At 50.6% G+C, this 12,970-nt stretch carries 16 protein-coding genes and 3 pseudogenes; 12 read left to right on the forward strand and 7 right to left on the reverse strand.

The features are described from left to right. Positions 1-7 precede the first annotated feature (7 nt). The 4 genes and pseudogenes from JFT80_RS25320 to JFT80_RS04060 all read right to left on the reverse strand — a co-directional run bounded on the left by JFT80_RS25320 (position 8) and on the right by JFT80_RS04060 (position 2,573). Positions 8-265 carry a nitroreductase family protein gene (locus JFT80_RS25320; RefSeq protein ID WP_274610158.1) on the reverse strand — a complete coding sequence of 86 codons (258 nt, stop codon included), beginning with the start codon at positions 263-265 and terminating at the stop codon, positions 8-10. Positions 266-493: 228 nt separating this feature from the next. Continuing rightward, on the reverse strand, positions 494-1,336 hold the full coding sequence (locus JFT80_RS04055; RefSeq protein ID WP_374091320.1) for a methyl-accepting chemotaxis protein: 843 nt from the start codon (positions 1,334-1,336) through the stop codon (positions 494-496). Positions 1,337-1,351: 15 nt separating this feature from the next. Beyond that, positions 1,352-1,507: pseudogene (locus JFT80_RS25325) on the reverse strand (HAMP domain-containing protein); the annotation flags it as partial. A gap of 346 nt (positions 1,508-1,853) precedes the next feature. Beyond that, positions 1,854-2,573, reverse strand: a complete 720-nt coding sequence (locus JFT80_RS04060; protein WP_201147000.1) for a cache domain-containing protein — start codon at positions 2,571-2,573, stop codon at positions 1,854-1,856. Positions 2,574-2,991: 418 nt separating this feature from the next. Between JFT80_RS04060 and JFT80_RS04065 the strand changes: the two genes are divergently transcribed. From JFT80_RS04065 to JFT80_RS23795, 3 genes are all read left to right on the forward strand, one after another. Then, positions 2,992-3,585 carry an FAD-dependent oxidoreductase gene (locus JFT80_RS04065; RefSeq protein WP_201147001.1) on the forward strand — a complete coding sequence of 198 codons (594 nt, stop codon included), beginning with the start codon at positions 2,992-2,994 and terminating at the stop codon, positions 3,583-3,585. A 568-nt stretch (positions 3,586-4,153) separates the two neighbouring features. Continuing rightward, on the forward strand, positions 4,154-4,489 hold the full coding sequence (locus JFT80_RS23790; protein WP_242482771.1) for a citrate/2-methylcitrate synthase: 336 nt from the start codon (positions 4,154-4,156) through the stop codon (positions 4,487-4,489). A 98-nt stretch (positions 4,490-4,587) separates the two neighbouring features. Then, on the forward strand, positions 4,588-4,962 hold the full coding sequence (locus JFT80_RS23795) for a citrate/2-methylcitrate synthase (protein WP_242482772.1): 375 nt from the start codon (positions 4,588-4,590) through the stop codon (positions 4,960-4,962). Between the two features lie 57 nt (positions 4,963-5,019). Here JFT80_RS23795 and JFT80_RS04075 read toward each other — a convergent pair whose 3' ends face one another. The 3 genes from JFT80_RS04075 to JFT80_RS04085 all read right to left on the reverse strand — a co-directional run bounded on the left by JFT80_RS04075 (position 5,020) and on the right by JFT80_RS04085 (position 6,636). Beyond that, complete coding sequence (locus JFT80_RS04075) at positions 5,020-5,625, reverse strand: TetR/AcrR family transcriptional regulator (protein ID WP_201147002.1); 606 nt, start codon at positions 5,623-5,625, stop codon at positions 5,020-5,022. A 19-nt stretch (positions 5,626-5,644) separates the two neighbouring features. After that, positions 5,645-6,058 (reverse strand): thioesterase family protein, encoded by a 414-nt coding sequence (locus JFT80_RS04080; protein ID WP_201147003.1) that lies wholly within the window; start codon positions 6,056-6,058, stop codon positions 5,645-5,647. A 257-nt stretch (positions 6,059-6,315) separates the two neighbouring features. After that, positions 6,316-6,636, reverse strand: a complete 321-nt coding sequence (locus JFT80_RS04085; RefSeq protein WP_242482773.1) for a RidA family protein — start codon at positions 6,634-6,636, stop codon at positions 6,316-6,318. 334 nt (positions 6,637-6,970) lie between these two features. On the opposite strand from JFT80_RS04085, the gene JFT80_RS04090 reads away from it, so the two are divergent. The 9 genes and pseudogenes from JFT80_RS04090 (at position 6,971) to JFT80_RS04120 (ending at position 12,923) form a co-directional block, all read left to right on the forward strand. Beyond that, the gene (locus JFT80_RS04090) at positions 6,971-7,789 is read left to right on the forward strand and encodes a polysaccharide deacetylase (protein ID WP_242482774.1); all 819 of its coding nucleotides are present in this window, start codon (positions 6,971-6,973) and stop codon (positions 7,787-7,789) included. A 15-nt stretch (positions 7,790-7,804) separates the two neighbouring features. Then, positions 7,805-8,197 (forward strand): MaoC/PaaZ C-terminal domain-containing protein, encoded by a 393-nt coding sequence (locus JFT80_RS04095; RefSeq protein WP_242482775.1) that lies wholly within the window; start codon positions 7,805-7,807, stop codon positions 8,195-8,197. Between the two features lie 139 nt (positions 8,198-8,336). Then, positions 8,337-9,635 (forward strand): class I adenylate-forming enzyme family protein, encoded by a 1,299-nt coding sequence (locus JFT80_RS04100; RefSeq protein ID WP_242482776.1) that lies wholly within the window; start codon positions 8,337-8,339, stop codon positions 9,633-9,635. 1 nt (position 9,636) lies between these two features. After that, the gene (locus tag JFT80_RS23800) at positions 9,637-9,834 is read left to right on the forward strand and encodes a hypothetical protein (RefSeq protein ID WP_242482777.1); all 198 of its coding nucleotides are present in this window, start codon (positions 9,637-9,639) and stop codon (positions 9,832-9,834) included. Beyond that, complete coding sequence (locus tag JFT80_RS23805; protein WP_242482778.1) at positions 9,827-10,369, forward strand: nitrilase-related carbon-nitrogen hydrolase; 543 nt, start codon at positions 9,827-9,829, stop codon at positions 10,367-10,369. Before JFT80_RS23800 ends, JFT80_RS23805 begins: the two co-directional genes overlap by 8 nt. 5 nt (positions 10,370-10,374) lie before the next feature. Continuing rightward, positions 10,375-10,716, forward strand: a complete 342-nt coding sequence (locus JFT80_RS23810; protein WP_242482779.1) for a hypothetical protein — start codon at positions 10,375-10,377, stop codon at positions 10,714-10,716. Between the two features lie 103 nt (positions 10,717-10,819). Beyond that, positions 10,820-11,624: pseudogene (locus JFT80_RS04110) on the forward strand (amino acid ABC transporter ATP-binding protein). Beyond that, positions 11,624-12,271: an amino acid ABC transporter permease gene (locus JFT80_RS04115; protein WP_242482780.1), complete on the forward strand. Its 648-nt coding sequence runs from the start codon at positions 11,624-11,626 to the stop codon at positions 12,269-12,271. The pseudogene JFT80_RS04110 and the gene JFT80_RS04115 overlap by 1 nt, the downstream one beginning before the upstream one ends. Further along, positions 12,268-12,923: pseudogene (locus tag JFT80_RS04120) on the forward strand (amino acid ABC transporter permease). The gene JFT80_RS04115 and the pseudogene JFT80_RS04120 overlap by 4 nt, the downstream one beginning before the upstream one ends. Positions 12,924-12,970: the final 47 nt, after the last annotated feature.

Here is a 12,970-nt window from a genome sequence, read left to right on the forward strand (position 1 = left end):
CCTGCGATCAACGTAGGGAGTGACTCCACTCGCGTGGGTAGTATTTGTAAGGTTCTTGCATATCACTACTGAGCTGCGGATCGTTGTCGATAGCGGCGATCGCCGTAGACAGCCGATCTTTGGCGTCACCGGTTACGACGTGAACGCGCCATGGCTGCATATTCACACCCGAGGCACTGAAGCGAGCGATATCTAAAATCGCTTCAATTTCTTCATGATGGCACAGCTGTTGGGAGAAAGGCTCTGATGCTGCGGCGTGAGGCAATTGCCCAGTCGACCGTGCACTTGAGCTCTTGCGCTGACAGTGGCGGTAGTGACAAGCGATTCAAGGTATATATCCTTTAACTTTGGGTACTACTCTGTGCAGACAAACGCTGATGCACTCGAACTGGCTGATCGCCCATAGCCAAGTGGGCAGGAAATCGAAGGCTACCGAGGATCGTCGTAGAGCGTCAGTAATCGATTCCAATATCCCGTCATTGAAAGCTGAACATTAAGTTTTGAATTGCTTGGCTAGCTCGAACTGTTTGTCGGCCAAGGTATTCAGTTGTTCGCTAAGTGAAGCTGAGTTGCTGGCTCTTTCATTTAGATCCTGTGTTACTAGGCGAATATTGCTGATGTTGCAGTTTATGTCATCAGCTACGGCACTTTGTTCTTCTGCAGCCGTAGCAATTTGATGCGTCATATCTTGAATTTTCGAAACTGCCTGAGTAATTTCAGCAAACGATGCCACGGTCTCTTCCATACGCTTTGAGCTGGCTGTCGCCCTTGATTGGCTATCCTGCATGGCTGTCGTGACGGTGTTCGCTCCGACTTGCAATCTCTCGATCACAATTCTGATTTCCTCGACCGAGTCGGATGTCCTCATCGCTAAGCTTCGTACTTCATCAGCCACGACGGCAAAGCCTCGACCACTTTCTCCTGCTCGTGCTGCTTCAATTGCAGCATTGAGTGCGAGAAGGTTTGTCTGCTGCGCGATACCCCGAATGACCTCCAGGACGTTGCCAATCTCTTCGCTGCTTGCTGCCAGAGCTTGCGCGTCATTTACGGAGATCGTAAGGCCAGCAGTGAGACCTAGAAGGCTTTCATTAGAGCGATCGAGCAACGCATGTCCGGTCTGAGCGGCACGCTCAGCATCATTAGCTGCTACCGCAACCATTGCTGCGTTACCCGCTACCTCCTGAGCAGTTGCTGTCATCTCATTCGATGCGGCCGCGACTTGGTCGATATCCATGAGTTGGGCCTGCATCCCCTTGCTAGTTTCTTGAGCAATGTTGGATGACTGATGGGCTGTAAGGCGTGTTTCGTCTATACCCTTGCGTATGGTGTTCATCATGGGCTGCAGCTTGTCTAGGAACAAGTTGAACCACTTTGCTACTTCACCTAGCTCATCATCCTTTGAGTAGCTCAAACGTTTAGTCAGGTCACCTTCGCCTGAGGCGATGTCACGGAGCATGCTTGATACTTCGCGGATTGGCGTTGTGATCCTAGATGCGGTGAACCACATTAATACCGCGCCTATCAACCCAGCAATACATGCGACGATTATACCTTTGATCAGGGAGGCAAGCTGTAGGTCGCGATGGAGTTGTTCGAGCTTATCGGTCTCAACCTGCACAATCGATTTGGGAAGCTCCAGCGCGATCCACCATGGTTCGATGTTTTTGCCAACATTGATGCGCGAGATTATTTTCAGTGATTGGTCGTCGCTAAAAAATGAGAAGCTTTTCTCATTACTTTTATTAGCGAAATGCTTTATGTCAGGTAATCCTAGGGATTGATCGGACGACCCGAGCTTTGTAGATGATGGGGTGTATGCCGCGACAATGCCGGAACTGGTGACAATTGATATTTCACCTGCCCCGTTGTACAGATTTTTTCGCAGTAAGTGCCAGGTTCTGCAAGTCCGTCAGTGCAAGATCGACACCTACTGCCCCTGTAACCACTCCATTTTTTTTGACTGGTAGTGATAAGGTGGTCATAAGTATGTCTTGGCCACCAAGGTTAGCTGTAAATGGAGGTGCGAGGCACGCAGCACCACTTTGTACTGGGCAGGTGTAGAAATAATTAAATGGGAGGCCGCTTTCCCCTAATGTTTCGTCATACATCATGCTTTCGTCGGTTGGGGCATTTGTAACGGTACCCGTCGATCTGTTCCAATAACTAGCAAATCGCCCTTTATCGTTTGAGCCGTACTTGGTTGCGTTGATAAAGTCGTTGTCGTTTCCAAGCTCATTTCTCTCCAAGATGCCCCAAACACCCAACAAACTAGAGTCGTTTGTGAAGGTTGATTTCACGGCGTCATCAGCGGCAAATCTGGATAAGTCTGGCGCAGTGGAGTAGGTGTCAGAGACCGTTTTTATTCCGGACAAATTGATTGAAAGCTGCCCAAGAGTTGCATACTTGTCACTGAATATTTTTTCTATTTGAATGGCTTGTGCTGCGGCGGCGCTTTCCAGTCGCCCCTCGATTGCTCTCTCGATGGCCTGGCGGCTGGCAAGAGCGGTCTGTGACCCTGCTGCTGCATTCTGTTGAATGTTTATTAGGGTAATCGCCCCAATCAGACCAGTCATGCTGATCAGACTTAGTGCCGTAATTCTGGTTCGTATGGACGTATTACCAAACATCGTAAGTCCTCAAGCCGGGATGGCGTTGTCGTTGATTGATGGCGTGTCTTGAGCAGGCGAAAGACTGAATTAGACCTTACGGTCACTAAAAACGACTATCGGGTACGAAGTATTGCGCGCGTATCCTGGCGCTGGCAAGAAGAATGTGAAATCCCCATGGCTGTATGGCTTTTACCTATGACCGTCGGCCTGAGCCGCCCCAATGCATGCACACCGACGAGAGGTATCGTTTGCTAAATGCTTGTGCTTGACGGTTCAACAGGCTTTGACATACCTTCGGTACAGAAAAAAATACCGTAAGGTATGTATTTGCCTCGAGTTCCTACTAGAGGCATCGATGACTCTGGATGCGAAGGGGCGGGGCATGAACGGCGGGCTGGCTGCAAAAGTAGTGGCGGTGTTTGGTGACGGTATCGAGGTGCTGCTCTACGGTTACTACCTGCAGCGTTTTGGCATAAAAGCAGACATCTACTTCTCTGATTCGAGCGCGCCAAAAGTAGCGTCCAACCATATCGTCTCAACTTGGCTGTGTCTCCAGCGAGACCCATTTGCGAAAAAGATTGCGGTTCAGGGTGTTGCTGAGCTGCGAGAGATTGCTATCGACCTCGGTGCAAAAATGCTCGCTTCTGAGGCTGGCTCCACGATTTTTGAGTGCCGGCCGGAGTATGTAGACGCCTTGGGGCAGTTCGCAGACGAGTGCAGGGCACAAGGCTTGCTTGTAGAGTTTTCCCGAAATGTGAGGAGCATGGGGTTTCCATTGGGAACCTTGGCGGCTATCAGGTTTTTGCAAGATGTATCCATCTATCCCAGAACGTTGAGCGGCGGGCTTATTGAGTCGTTTGTTGAGCGCGGGGTAAGATTTTCCGGGATCAAAATTTCGACCAGCTTCGTTGCGTTGAAAACCAATACGAAATGGCCCTGGGCGAAGTTACGCGTCGTTATGACATGGTGGTGCTAGGCGGTGACTACGCTTCGGGTTCTTGCCAGCTGGGTGAGTCACCAAGTGAATACCCAGTTTCCTCGATGGGGATTTTTGGTCGATATCTGTCTTTTGAGCGAGCAACACAGATTCTTAAGAGAAGGGATGAGATCCGTCCGGCTCAATCCAAGCGCTCCTTCTTCGGGCAACTACTCAGAGTAGGCAAAAGTACTGCCCAAGCGCTGGAGCGGCCATCTTGGCCAGGAATCGAGCCTCTCGATGGTGTGAAAAATGTATTTACCGTCAGTCAAAGCGGTGATCTGGCTCATAGTATCGCCGCAGCTAGAGCGCTAGGCGAGTTCGTACGATTTCTGGATGACCGCGTGCCAGACGGTCATTTTCCTCCCGCTCGGAACCTGGCTACAGAGCCGCAATCGATCCCTTGGATTATCTGAGCCGACTGTCAGAAGCCTTAAATTGAGTACAGAAATAACATACCTATCGGTCAGTCAAAAAGACCGACCGGCTAGACAGTATGATTATGCTCGGATACCATCATCCAATGTCGGGTTTTTCGCTTGGCGTCGTACGTAGATAGGAATGAAGAATGAACGAGACCCCTAAGTACTGGAGCAGCGCGGTCAGCGATGTTCAGGACAATACTGTTTATATCCGTGGTTATGATTTGGGTGACTTAATCGGCAAGCTGAACTTTGCCGACGCAACCTATCTCCTGATTCGCGGCGAGCTTCCGTCGGCTGGTCAGTCGAAGATGATTGACGGTGTGTTGTGTTCTGTACTTGATTACTCGCTACGCAAGCCAGGCACTGCTGCCGCACGCTTCTGCGTATCGAGTAATCCGTCCATGGTGGCAGGGTTGGCGACTGCAGTGCTATCAGCGGGGAGTATTCCCTGGCTCCGGATCAGACTGGAATCTTCTTAAACTCAACCATCGGAGCCGCCAAACAAGCTGATTCGTTTGATGAGGCTGCAAATAGCTTGGTTGAGGGAATGCGAGCGCGTAAGGAGCGCGTACCTGGCTTGGGTCATCCTGCTTTCAAGTACACCGATCCACGTGCTCAGCAATTGAAGCAACTGGCAATCGAAACAGGAGTCTGGGGAGACGTTTGTGAGTGGTATGAAGCCGTTCACAAAGCATTTACCACTCAAGCTAACAAGCCCGAAATCGTTATCAACGAGGTGGGCATGATGGGTGCCATTCTGGCGCAGATGGGCTTTACTCCTGCCGAGATGACTGGTTTGGCCGTAATCTCTACCATGCCTGGTGTCATCGCTCATATCTCGGAAGAGTTGCAGAGTAAAGTCCGCATTCGGGTCATCCCAGATGAGCAGGTTGACTACGCTCGCGAGCGTCGCAATTTCTCTGAGGATTTCACCCAGGCTAAATTGATCTGAAAATAAAGCGCGATTAATATCGCGCTTTATTCATATACCTCTAAATATCTTCAATGCTTATTGCAAATAGCCTCCGGACATGAGGTCGCAGTAGTAGTCGGCAATCTGCTCAGGGGTATGAGTCCCTTCCTCATTAAACCAGGTGTGTAGCCAATTGCACATGCCCATGAAGCCCGAAATGGCGATATGGGGCGGTACATCCTTAAACTTCTGTTCATTGATACCGCGCTGGTAAACTAACTCGATTTTTGCATCGTACTCGCGCTTGCGTTTGCGGCTCAGCAGTCGTTGTTCAGGTTCAAGTTCGCTCTCGTCCCGAAAGTAGATGGCCGTCCAATCCTTTTGCTTCATCACATGTAATGCATGGCTATGAAGGATTCGATGTAGCGCCTCATCTGCAGGAAGATCTTGGGAAAGGACATCGTCAATGGTGGCCTGGTATTTCTCGTACATCCGATTAAAGATCTGCCACAGGATTTCATTTTTGTTTTTAAAGTAGTAATAAACAACAGATTTGGTGTAGCCCAAGCGTGCAGCAACATCAGTGATTGTAATCGCCCGAAACCCCTTCTCTGCGAAGAGGGTTGCTGCGGACGACAAGATTTCATCTTGAACGTATGCTTGCTTTTTCTGTTTAAGCTGCTCACGCAGATCTACATTCATTGGGATACACCAGATAGTATTAAGCAGTTAGCGTCTCGATCAATGACGATGCAGACGCACGAATAAGTTCAGGTATCTCGATAGCCTTTCGGGCTTCAAGATCAAAATAAACAGACGTCATGGCTATTTCTGCACAGAGCCGTTTTTTGTTATCAAACAAAGCGTGATGAGTGATCATCGACGTACGGCCGATTTTCTTGAGCGTACTGTCGACGTGAAAAACGGATCCCACATGAAGCTCTGATCGGAAGTCGATTTCGTAATGAACGTCGGCCCAGCCTTGATTGCGAGTTAGTCGCCACTCGGCGTCGTACCCCAATTGGTCTACTAGGTGCCAGAATGCCTGGTCGAATGACGCTACGTAGTGCTGAACGTTCATATGACCCATTGCATCGGTCTGTGCCGGATATACGACACCTCTGTAGGTGATCATCGATAATTTCTTCCTTTCAGGTTCACCCGAAGTCCCGGCGTTGCTGAACGATGATCCAGGACTCAGGAATTGTCTTTTTTTGTACCGCCAAGTCAAATTTACCTTCGTGTGGGTTAGCGGGCTCGGCGGTCACTTCAAAATCGTTGAGGGTCGTCCGCTCGCAAAGTGTGCTGGCGGTTAGATCATTTAGGATCGAGGGAGAACAGCCACGCCGTCGATTTCGATTCGAATTCGCTCGTCATAGAGCCCGGCGACCTTCAGCAAGGTATTGGCGGGTGGACAGTCCATGTTGACGTAGCGATTTCGTACTTTTTAAAGACTGCAAGGGTTTCAGGCGAAACGTCAGTCAGGTAGGTGTTCATGCGTGCTAAAGCCTCAAACCCTACTCCAGCGGCTTCAAGCGTGATGCGTAGATTTTCGAACACGGCAACAGCTTGAGCTTCGAAATCGCCGTCTACAACGTCACCCTCGCTGTCAACAGGAGCGTGGCCAGTGATGAAAAGCAGCTCTCCATCGACCACGCGCATAGACATAGAAACGCCTGGATAGCCGGGCCCAGCATTGATTGCGTTGATCATGAGACACCTTAAAGTCGGAAGATTGAACGTTTGGCCTAAAAATTAGACTCATCGGTATCAATTCTAATCTTCTGTGTTACCCGTGCGCAAGACGGCCCTGAAGATGTACCTCAGAAGGGCAGCAGGCCGCCGATTGGAGACCTTTCCAGGCTATTGACAAGGCTTCCAATTCAATCATACTGACCGGGCGGTCTTTTTTTATTACGCCGGGTTTATTTCTTGGGCTTGCCTCCAGTAGGCCTACCGGAGCGTGTGCGATGCGACTTCCGGTAGCGGCTAGGCCGTGGAGGAAAAAGCTCGCATCGTCTAAGCAACTGGCTTTGATTGAGGAACAATGATGACCATCGCTTGCCTTACCTTCGATTTCGACGGCGTCGCTATCTGGCTGAGTACGTTTAAGCAAGTTTCTCCGACGCCACTGTCTCGGGGTGAATTCGGTGCAAATGTTGGCATTCCGAGATTGCTGGACGTATTAGCGCGTTGCGAGGTTCCAGCAACGTTTTTCGTGCCGGCACACACGGCCACGACCTATCCTGAGCTGGTGAAGCGAATTGTCGCTGCGGGGCACGAAGTCGCTTGTCACGGTTATATCCACGAGTCGCCTGTTGGGCTGCCCATAGAGGAAGAGAGACGATTGCTCTCTCAAAGTATTGATGTGCTTGAAAAAGTCACCGGTGTTCGACCGGTGGGTTATCGATCACCCGCTTGGGATCTGAGTGACAACACAATCGATTTGCTCGAAGAGTTTGGGTTGATCTACGACAGTAGCCTTATGTCGAATGACTTCGAAACTTTCTACGCTCGTAAAAAAGATGAATTGAGTGAAGAAATATTTACTCATGGGGAACAGAGCCAAGTTCTGGAGTTTCCAGTCGCTTGGGAGTTGGATGACTATCCCTACTTTCAGTTTTCTCCCCGACCTTTGAATACTGGTCTCCGTTTGGCGAAGGATGTTTATGAAGCTTGGTCGGCAGAGTTCGACTATGCGCATCAGGTCGGTGGTGTGTTCACGTTGACCTGTCATCCTGAAATCATCGGTAGAGGGCCACGTATTGTAATGCTTGAAAGTTTGATTAAGCACATGCAACAACCAGGTGTTGAGTTCATGACCATGGGCTCCGCCACCAAACATATCAAGAGCAAGTCTCTTTAATCTGGAGAAACAAGAATGAATAGCGCAGTCCAAGCCAATAGTTTGAGCGGAATCGGCCAAAATGCTCTGTACTTCGATCAGTTGGAGGTAGGCCAAGAGTGGAATTCCCCGCGCCGTACTATCACCGAAGCTGACATTGTGATGTTCGCCGCGCTGACGGGCGACCATAACCCAGTCCACACAGATGAAGAGTTCGCCAAGACCACGGTCTTCGGTGGCCGTATCTTGCATGGCCCAGCAGGCTTCGCGATCGCGACTGGTCTGGAAAGCCGTCTTGGGATCAAAGAGGGTACCGCTATAGCATTCTTGGGCATGACCTGGGATTTGCGCGGCCCGATCAAGATTGGGGATACCATTCACGTGCACCAAAAGTGGGCTCCAAACGTGAGACCAAAAAGCCTACAGTAGGTATCGTCAATTTCCTGGTTTCTCTGGTCAACCAACGTGGTGAGTCAGTACAGGAAGGTGAATGGAAAGTGATGATGCACTGCAAGCCTGTTTGATTCCTTCGGTCAACTCGGCACTAACGTTTCTTTGAGGTTTTGTCATGATATTCAGTGGTATCCAAGCCCTCGCTTGCAGCGGTGCGGAAAAAGTCGCTCTACGGTTTGAAAGCGAAACTTTCAGCTATAGAGCGTTAGTGCACGAGGTTGACCAGGTTGTGGCTCGCTTGTTGAGCGTAGGGCTGGGAGCTGATACTCCAGTGGGTGTCTACTGCGAAAACAGTAGCGCGACGATGATTCTGTATTATGCAGTGTCAAGAATCGGTGGGACATTTGTGCCACTGAACGCGGTACTCACCGCCGCAGAAGCTTCTTATATTATTGATCATGCTCAGATCAAGCACTTGTTTGTTGATGACGCGTTGTCTCCGGCGGCGCATGAAGCAGCGAGCGGGCGAGACGTTAAGATTTTCGACACCAGCTCCTTCGTGCAGGAAGCACAGGGTGCTGCTGTTATTCAGGTGCCGGAGAGCAAAACCCCGGACTTCTTGATTGTCTACACATCTGGCTCCACAGGTGTACCCAAAGCGGTGCGATACACACAAGATGCGGAAGTCGCAGGGAATCGCTCCCTAATCGAACTTTGGAATGTCACCCCTGAAGACAAGGTACTTGTCGCGTTGCCGTTGGGTTTCCTATACGGACTGTCCACTGCAGCTTCGATGGCATTCCAAGCTGGTGCTGAGGTCATTCTGCTCAGGAGATTCCGTCCGACAGATGTGCTCAAGACCATCGTGGATCATCGTGTCACCGTGTTCCATGGTGTGCCGACCATGTTTGCCATGATGCTTGAATATGCCGAGCAGAATGACTTGCAGTTCGACCTTTCATTCATTCGGCTCTTCATATCTGCGGGCGCACCGCTGTCGAAAGATCTGAAGGAGCGCTTCGAGCGTCGATTTAATAAGAAGATTGAAGATTACTATGCGCTGACTGAGGTTCGTCCGGTATTTGGACGCTATGCATCGAGTGCTGTTGAAATTCCGCCAGGTGCAATCGGTCAGGCGGCGCCTGGTGTGGACGTAAGACTTATGACTGTTGATGGTCGTTTGGCGGCTGACGATGAAGTCGGCGAAGTTTGGGTTAAGGCGCCGGCCACGACCAGCGGGTATTACAAAGCGCCTGAACTTACTGCTGCATCTTTCGTTGATGGATTTTTCCGGACGGGTGATCTCGGTTACCGGGATCCAGAAGGGTTTTATTACCTAACGGGACGTATCAAGGACATCATCATCAAAGGTGGAGCGAATATCGCGCCTGCTGAAGTAGAAGATGTCATCTGCGAGCATAATTCGAGTTTTGCTGGCATCGGTCATTGGTATTCCCGACGCAAAGTTTGGTGAATTGCCGTTCGCCTACTTTGTGACTACTCCCGGCAAGCAAGTGGATACCGAAGAGTTGGTCGCGCATTGTCGGTCAAAGCTTGCTGAGTTCAAAGTGCCGGCTCACTTCGTCCAACTTTCCGAGATGCCTCTGGGCTCCACTGCAAAGATCGACAAGAAAGCACTGCTGCAAATCTGGAAGGACACCCAAAATGCTTGATAAACTGAAAGTATCGATTGCTGTTTTTGAGATTCGGCGCTATCAGGAATTTCAGGAATTTGCCGAGCATGTGAGAGAGTTTGTCTCTGCGGCGAAGGAGGCGGGGAGTCGAGTGCTGGTGCTTCCAGAGTTCTTGCCAATGGGCCTGCTGTGGACGAGTCCCAATGCTGCGGATGTAAGCAATGAGACTGTCTCGACTTTCTATCGGGACGTGTTGACTCCGCTCTACCCATCATTCGTTCAGACTTTGCGCTCATTGGCCGAAGAGCACGACATCTACATCGTAGGTGCAACCTATTGGCATGAAGAAAATGGGGAGGGCTTTAACAGCGCTTTCGTTTTTAAGCCGGATGGGTCTGTAGACCGACAACACAAAGTGCACCTTACGCGCGGCGAGAAGGCGATTAAAACTTCAGCGGCGTCAATGCTGAATGAAATATTCGAAATTGATGGTGTTAAGTGTGGTCTCTTCGTTTGCTACGACGTGCAATTCCCAGAGTTGACCAGGCACTTCGTGTCTCGGGGGCTGAGGTAATTTTCGTGCCTGCACTGACCGAGGAACGCGGTGCGTGGCGGGAATGGTTCAGTGCGCATGCTCGTGCACTGGAGAACCAAGTCTATGTCTGCGTGTCACCATTGGTTGGGGATCTCGGTATTCCTAACGACTACCCCGTCAGTTGCATGGGCAAGGCATTCGTCGCGTGCCCGATTGATAACAGGATGAACATCTCTGATGGTACTTTTGCCGAATCAGATTTGAATAAGCCCGGCTTGCTTAATGTAGAACTGGATCTAGCCAGACTCCGCCTCTCCCGCGAAAAGGGCGAGGTTCGTCATCTACGCGATCGTCGACCGGAGCTTTATTCCGTACTCGAACGTTAGGAAATAGAATTTTAAAGAGTAGACAACAGCGTTTAGGGTTGTACCAGCAACCCTTTTTTATTTATTGCCCTGTCACAATCCTTATAACAGAAGGGTGTTATCTATGAGCGCCAGTATTTCCACGGTGTTGCCATCGTCAGCTTCTAGTTCTGTTGATAAAAGTAACGTATTGCTGCTAGAAGGAGTGTGTAAGCGTTTCGGTGATATCACTGTTTTAAAATCAATCGATTTCGAACTTAAGGGTGGTGAAGTAGTAGCCCTAATCGGCCCAAGTGGCTCCGGAAAGAGCACGCTGCTTCGTTGTATCAATCAGTTGGAGCCTCCCACATCGGGTCGGATTACTATCGGTGAGGTGTCGATCGATGCCTCCGTCGGCGCAACTCGATCACAGCTGGCGGGCCTTAATCGTAAACTCGGAATGGTCTTTCAGTCATTCAATCTCTTTCCACACATGACTGTCCTGGAGAACGTTTCTCTCGCTCAGCGGCGCGTACTCAAGCGAAGCCGGGAAGAAGCAGACGAACGTTCGATGCAATTGCTCCAGCGGGTCGGTTTGGCCAGCAAGGCAGGTTTACATCCATCTCGCTGTTCGGGTGGTCAACAGCAGCGGATAGCCATCTCTCCGGGCTTTGGCGCTTGATCCGGAGATCATGCTCTTTGACGAACCTACGTCGGCTCTAGATCCGGAGGTGGGGCTAGAAGTCCTCGCGGTGATGCGGGAGCTCGCCGATGAGGGCATGACCATGATGGTGGTTACACACGAGATGAGATTCGCTGAAAACGTCTCGAATCGAGTAATTGTCATGTCTGATGGCATGATTATCGAACAAGGCGACAGCGCTCAGGTCATGAGGAGTCCACAACATCCGCGTGTTCAGCAGTTTCTATCTGCTGTGCGAGACCGTTGATGGACATGCTCACGGTGATTCAAAAGTTGAGTGCTGGTTTGCCCTGGACGATCGCACTCACTGTTATCTCATTTGTCGTCGGCGCGCTTTTGGCGATTCCAGTGTGCATGCTTCGATCAGCCCGCAACTCTGTCGTCTCCTACATTGGAGTGACGCTGATTTTAATCGTGCGCTCCGTTCCCCCTATCGTTTGGCTCTTTGTGGTTTTTTTCGCGGTTGGCCAGCACGTAATTCGGTTGAGTCCATTCACGGCTGCTGTCATAGGTCTTTCCTTAATCACAGCAGCCAACCTAGCGGAGATCTACAGGGGCGCGCTCAAGGCAGTTCCGAAAGGGCAAGGAGAAGCGAGCAGGGTTATTGGTCTCTCGACTTGGCAACGCTATCGCTACGTTCTTGCGCCGCAGGTAATGCGAGTCTCCCTTCCGTCGGCTAGCTCTTATGCAATTGGTCTGCTGAAGGACACCGCGATCGCCTCTGCAATTGGGGTGACGGATGTGGCCCTGATAGCCAATCAGCTCACACAGCAAACCTACCAAGGCCTTGAGATATATGCTTGGGCGGCCGTCGCTTACTTTGCTCTCAGCTTCTTCATGGCTTACGTTTCACGGTTAATGGACTTTCGACTTAGGATGAGGATCGAGCGATGATCAGTACATTCAACGATTGGGTCGAATGGTTTCCGCGACTCTGGAACGGCTATCTCCTCAGTCTGGAAGTTGCAGCATTAAGTTTGCTCATCGGCATACCTCTAGGGCTCTTATGGGCAATTGGGGGGAATCCAAGACTAAAGCACTCCGTTGGGCTAGCGTGATTTTGGTCGAGTTGGGTAGGGGCGGCCCCGTACTCATCCTGTTGCAGTTCCTATATTTCGGACTGCCCAATGCAGGTATGACATTATCTTCGCTGAGTGCATCGATCGCTGCGCTTGCCTGGAGTACAGGGGCCTATACAAGCGAGATCATCCGAGCAGGCTTAAATTCTGTGGCGGTGGGTCAACGCGAAGCTGCACAGACGCTTGGCCTGAATCGTTCAGACACTATGCGTATCGTCGTTGTACCCCAAGGATTACGAATTGCATTGCCGCCGTTGCTAGGCTTCGCACTCTTGATCCTTCAGGCGACTTCATTGTGTTTCACCATTGCGCTTCCGGAATTGATCAGCGCTGCCAATGACATAGGCTCGGAGACGTTCCAATATATGTCCGTTCTAAGCCTCACCGGCCTCATGTATGCGCTGGTTTGTATTCCCGCCACGTTCGCGGTGAATTACTTTGAAAGACATCTAGGCAGGCACGATTGAATAAAAAAGGAGCGCTCAGCGCTCCTTTTTCTGCAAATAATTACTAC

The sequence above is a fragment of the Pseudomonas sp. TH10 genome, assembly GCF_016651255.1.
GTDB lineage: Bacteria > Pseudomonadota > Gammaproteobacteria > Pseudomonadales > Pseudomonadaceae > Aquipseudomonas.

What these genes read in the sequence shown, in the direction of transcription:
- JFT80_RS04075 (WP_201147002.1), bottom strand. Translation starts at nt 5,625, where the DNA reads ATGAATGTAGATCTGCGTGAGCAGCTTAAACAGAAAAAGCAAGCATAC.
- JFT80_RS04090 (WP_242482774.1), top strand. Translation starts at nt 6,971, where the DNA reads ATGATGACCATCGCTTGCCTTACCTTCGATTTCGACGGCGTCGCTATC.
- JFT80_RS23805 (WP_242482778.1), top strand. Translation starts at nt 9,827, where the DNA reads ATGCTTGATAAACTGAAAGTATCGATTGCTGTTTTTGAGATTCGGCGC.
- JFT80_RS04055 (WP_374091320.1), bottom strand. Translation starts at nt 1,336, where the DNA reads ATGATGAACACCATACGCAAGGGTATAGACGAAACACGCCTTACAGCC.
- JFT80_RS04100 (WP_242482776.1), top strand. Translation starts at nt 8,337, where the DNA reads ATGATATTCAGTGGTATCCAAGCCCTCGCTTGCAGCGGTGCGGAAAAA.
- JFT80_RS04080 (WP_201147003.1), bottom strand. Translation starts at nt 6,058, where the DNA reads ATGATCACCTACAGAGGTGTCGTATATCCGGCACAGACCGATGCAATG.
- JFT80_RS04115 (WP_242482780.1), top strand. Translation starts at nt 11,624, where the DNA reads ATGGACATGCTCACGGTGATTCAAAAGTTGAGTGCTGGTTTGCCCTGG.
- JFT80_RS23790 (WP_242482771.1), top strand. Translation starts at nt 4,154, where the DNA reads ATGAACGAGACCCCTAAGTACTGGAGCAGCGCGGTCAGCGATGTTCAG.
- JFT80_RS04065 (WP_201147001.1), top strand. Translation starts at nt 2,992, where the DNA reads ATGAACGGCGGGCTGGCTGCAAAAGTAGTGGCGGTGTTTGGTGACGGT.
- JFT80_RS04095 (WP_242482775.1), top strand. Translation starts at nt 7,805, where the DNA reads ATGAATAGCGCAGTCCAAGCCAATAGTTTGAGCGGAATCGGCCAAAAT.
- JFT80_RS04085 (WP_242482773.1), bottom strand. Translation starts at nt 6,636, where the DNA reads ATGATCAACGCAATCAATGCTGGGCCCGGCTATCCAGGCGTTTCTATG.
- JFT80_RS04060 (WP_201147000.1), bottom strand. Translation starts at nt 2,573, where the DNA reads ATGACTGGTCTGATTGGGGCGATTACCCTAATAAACATTCAACAGAAT.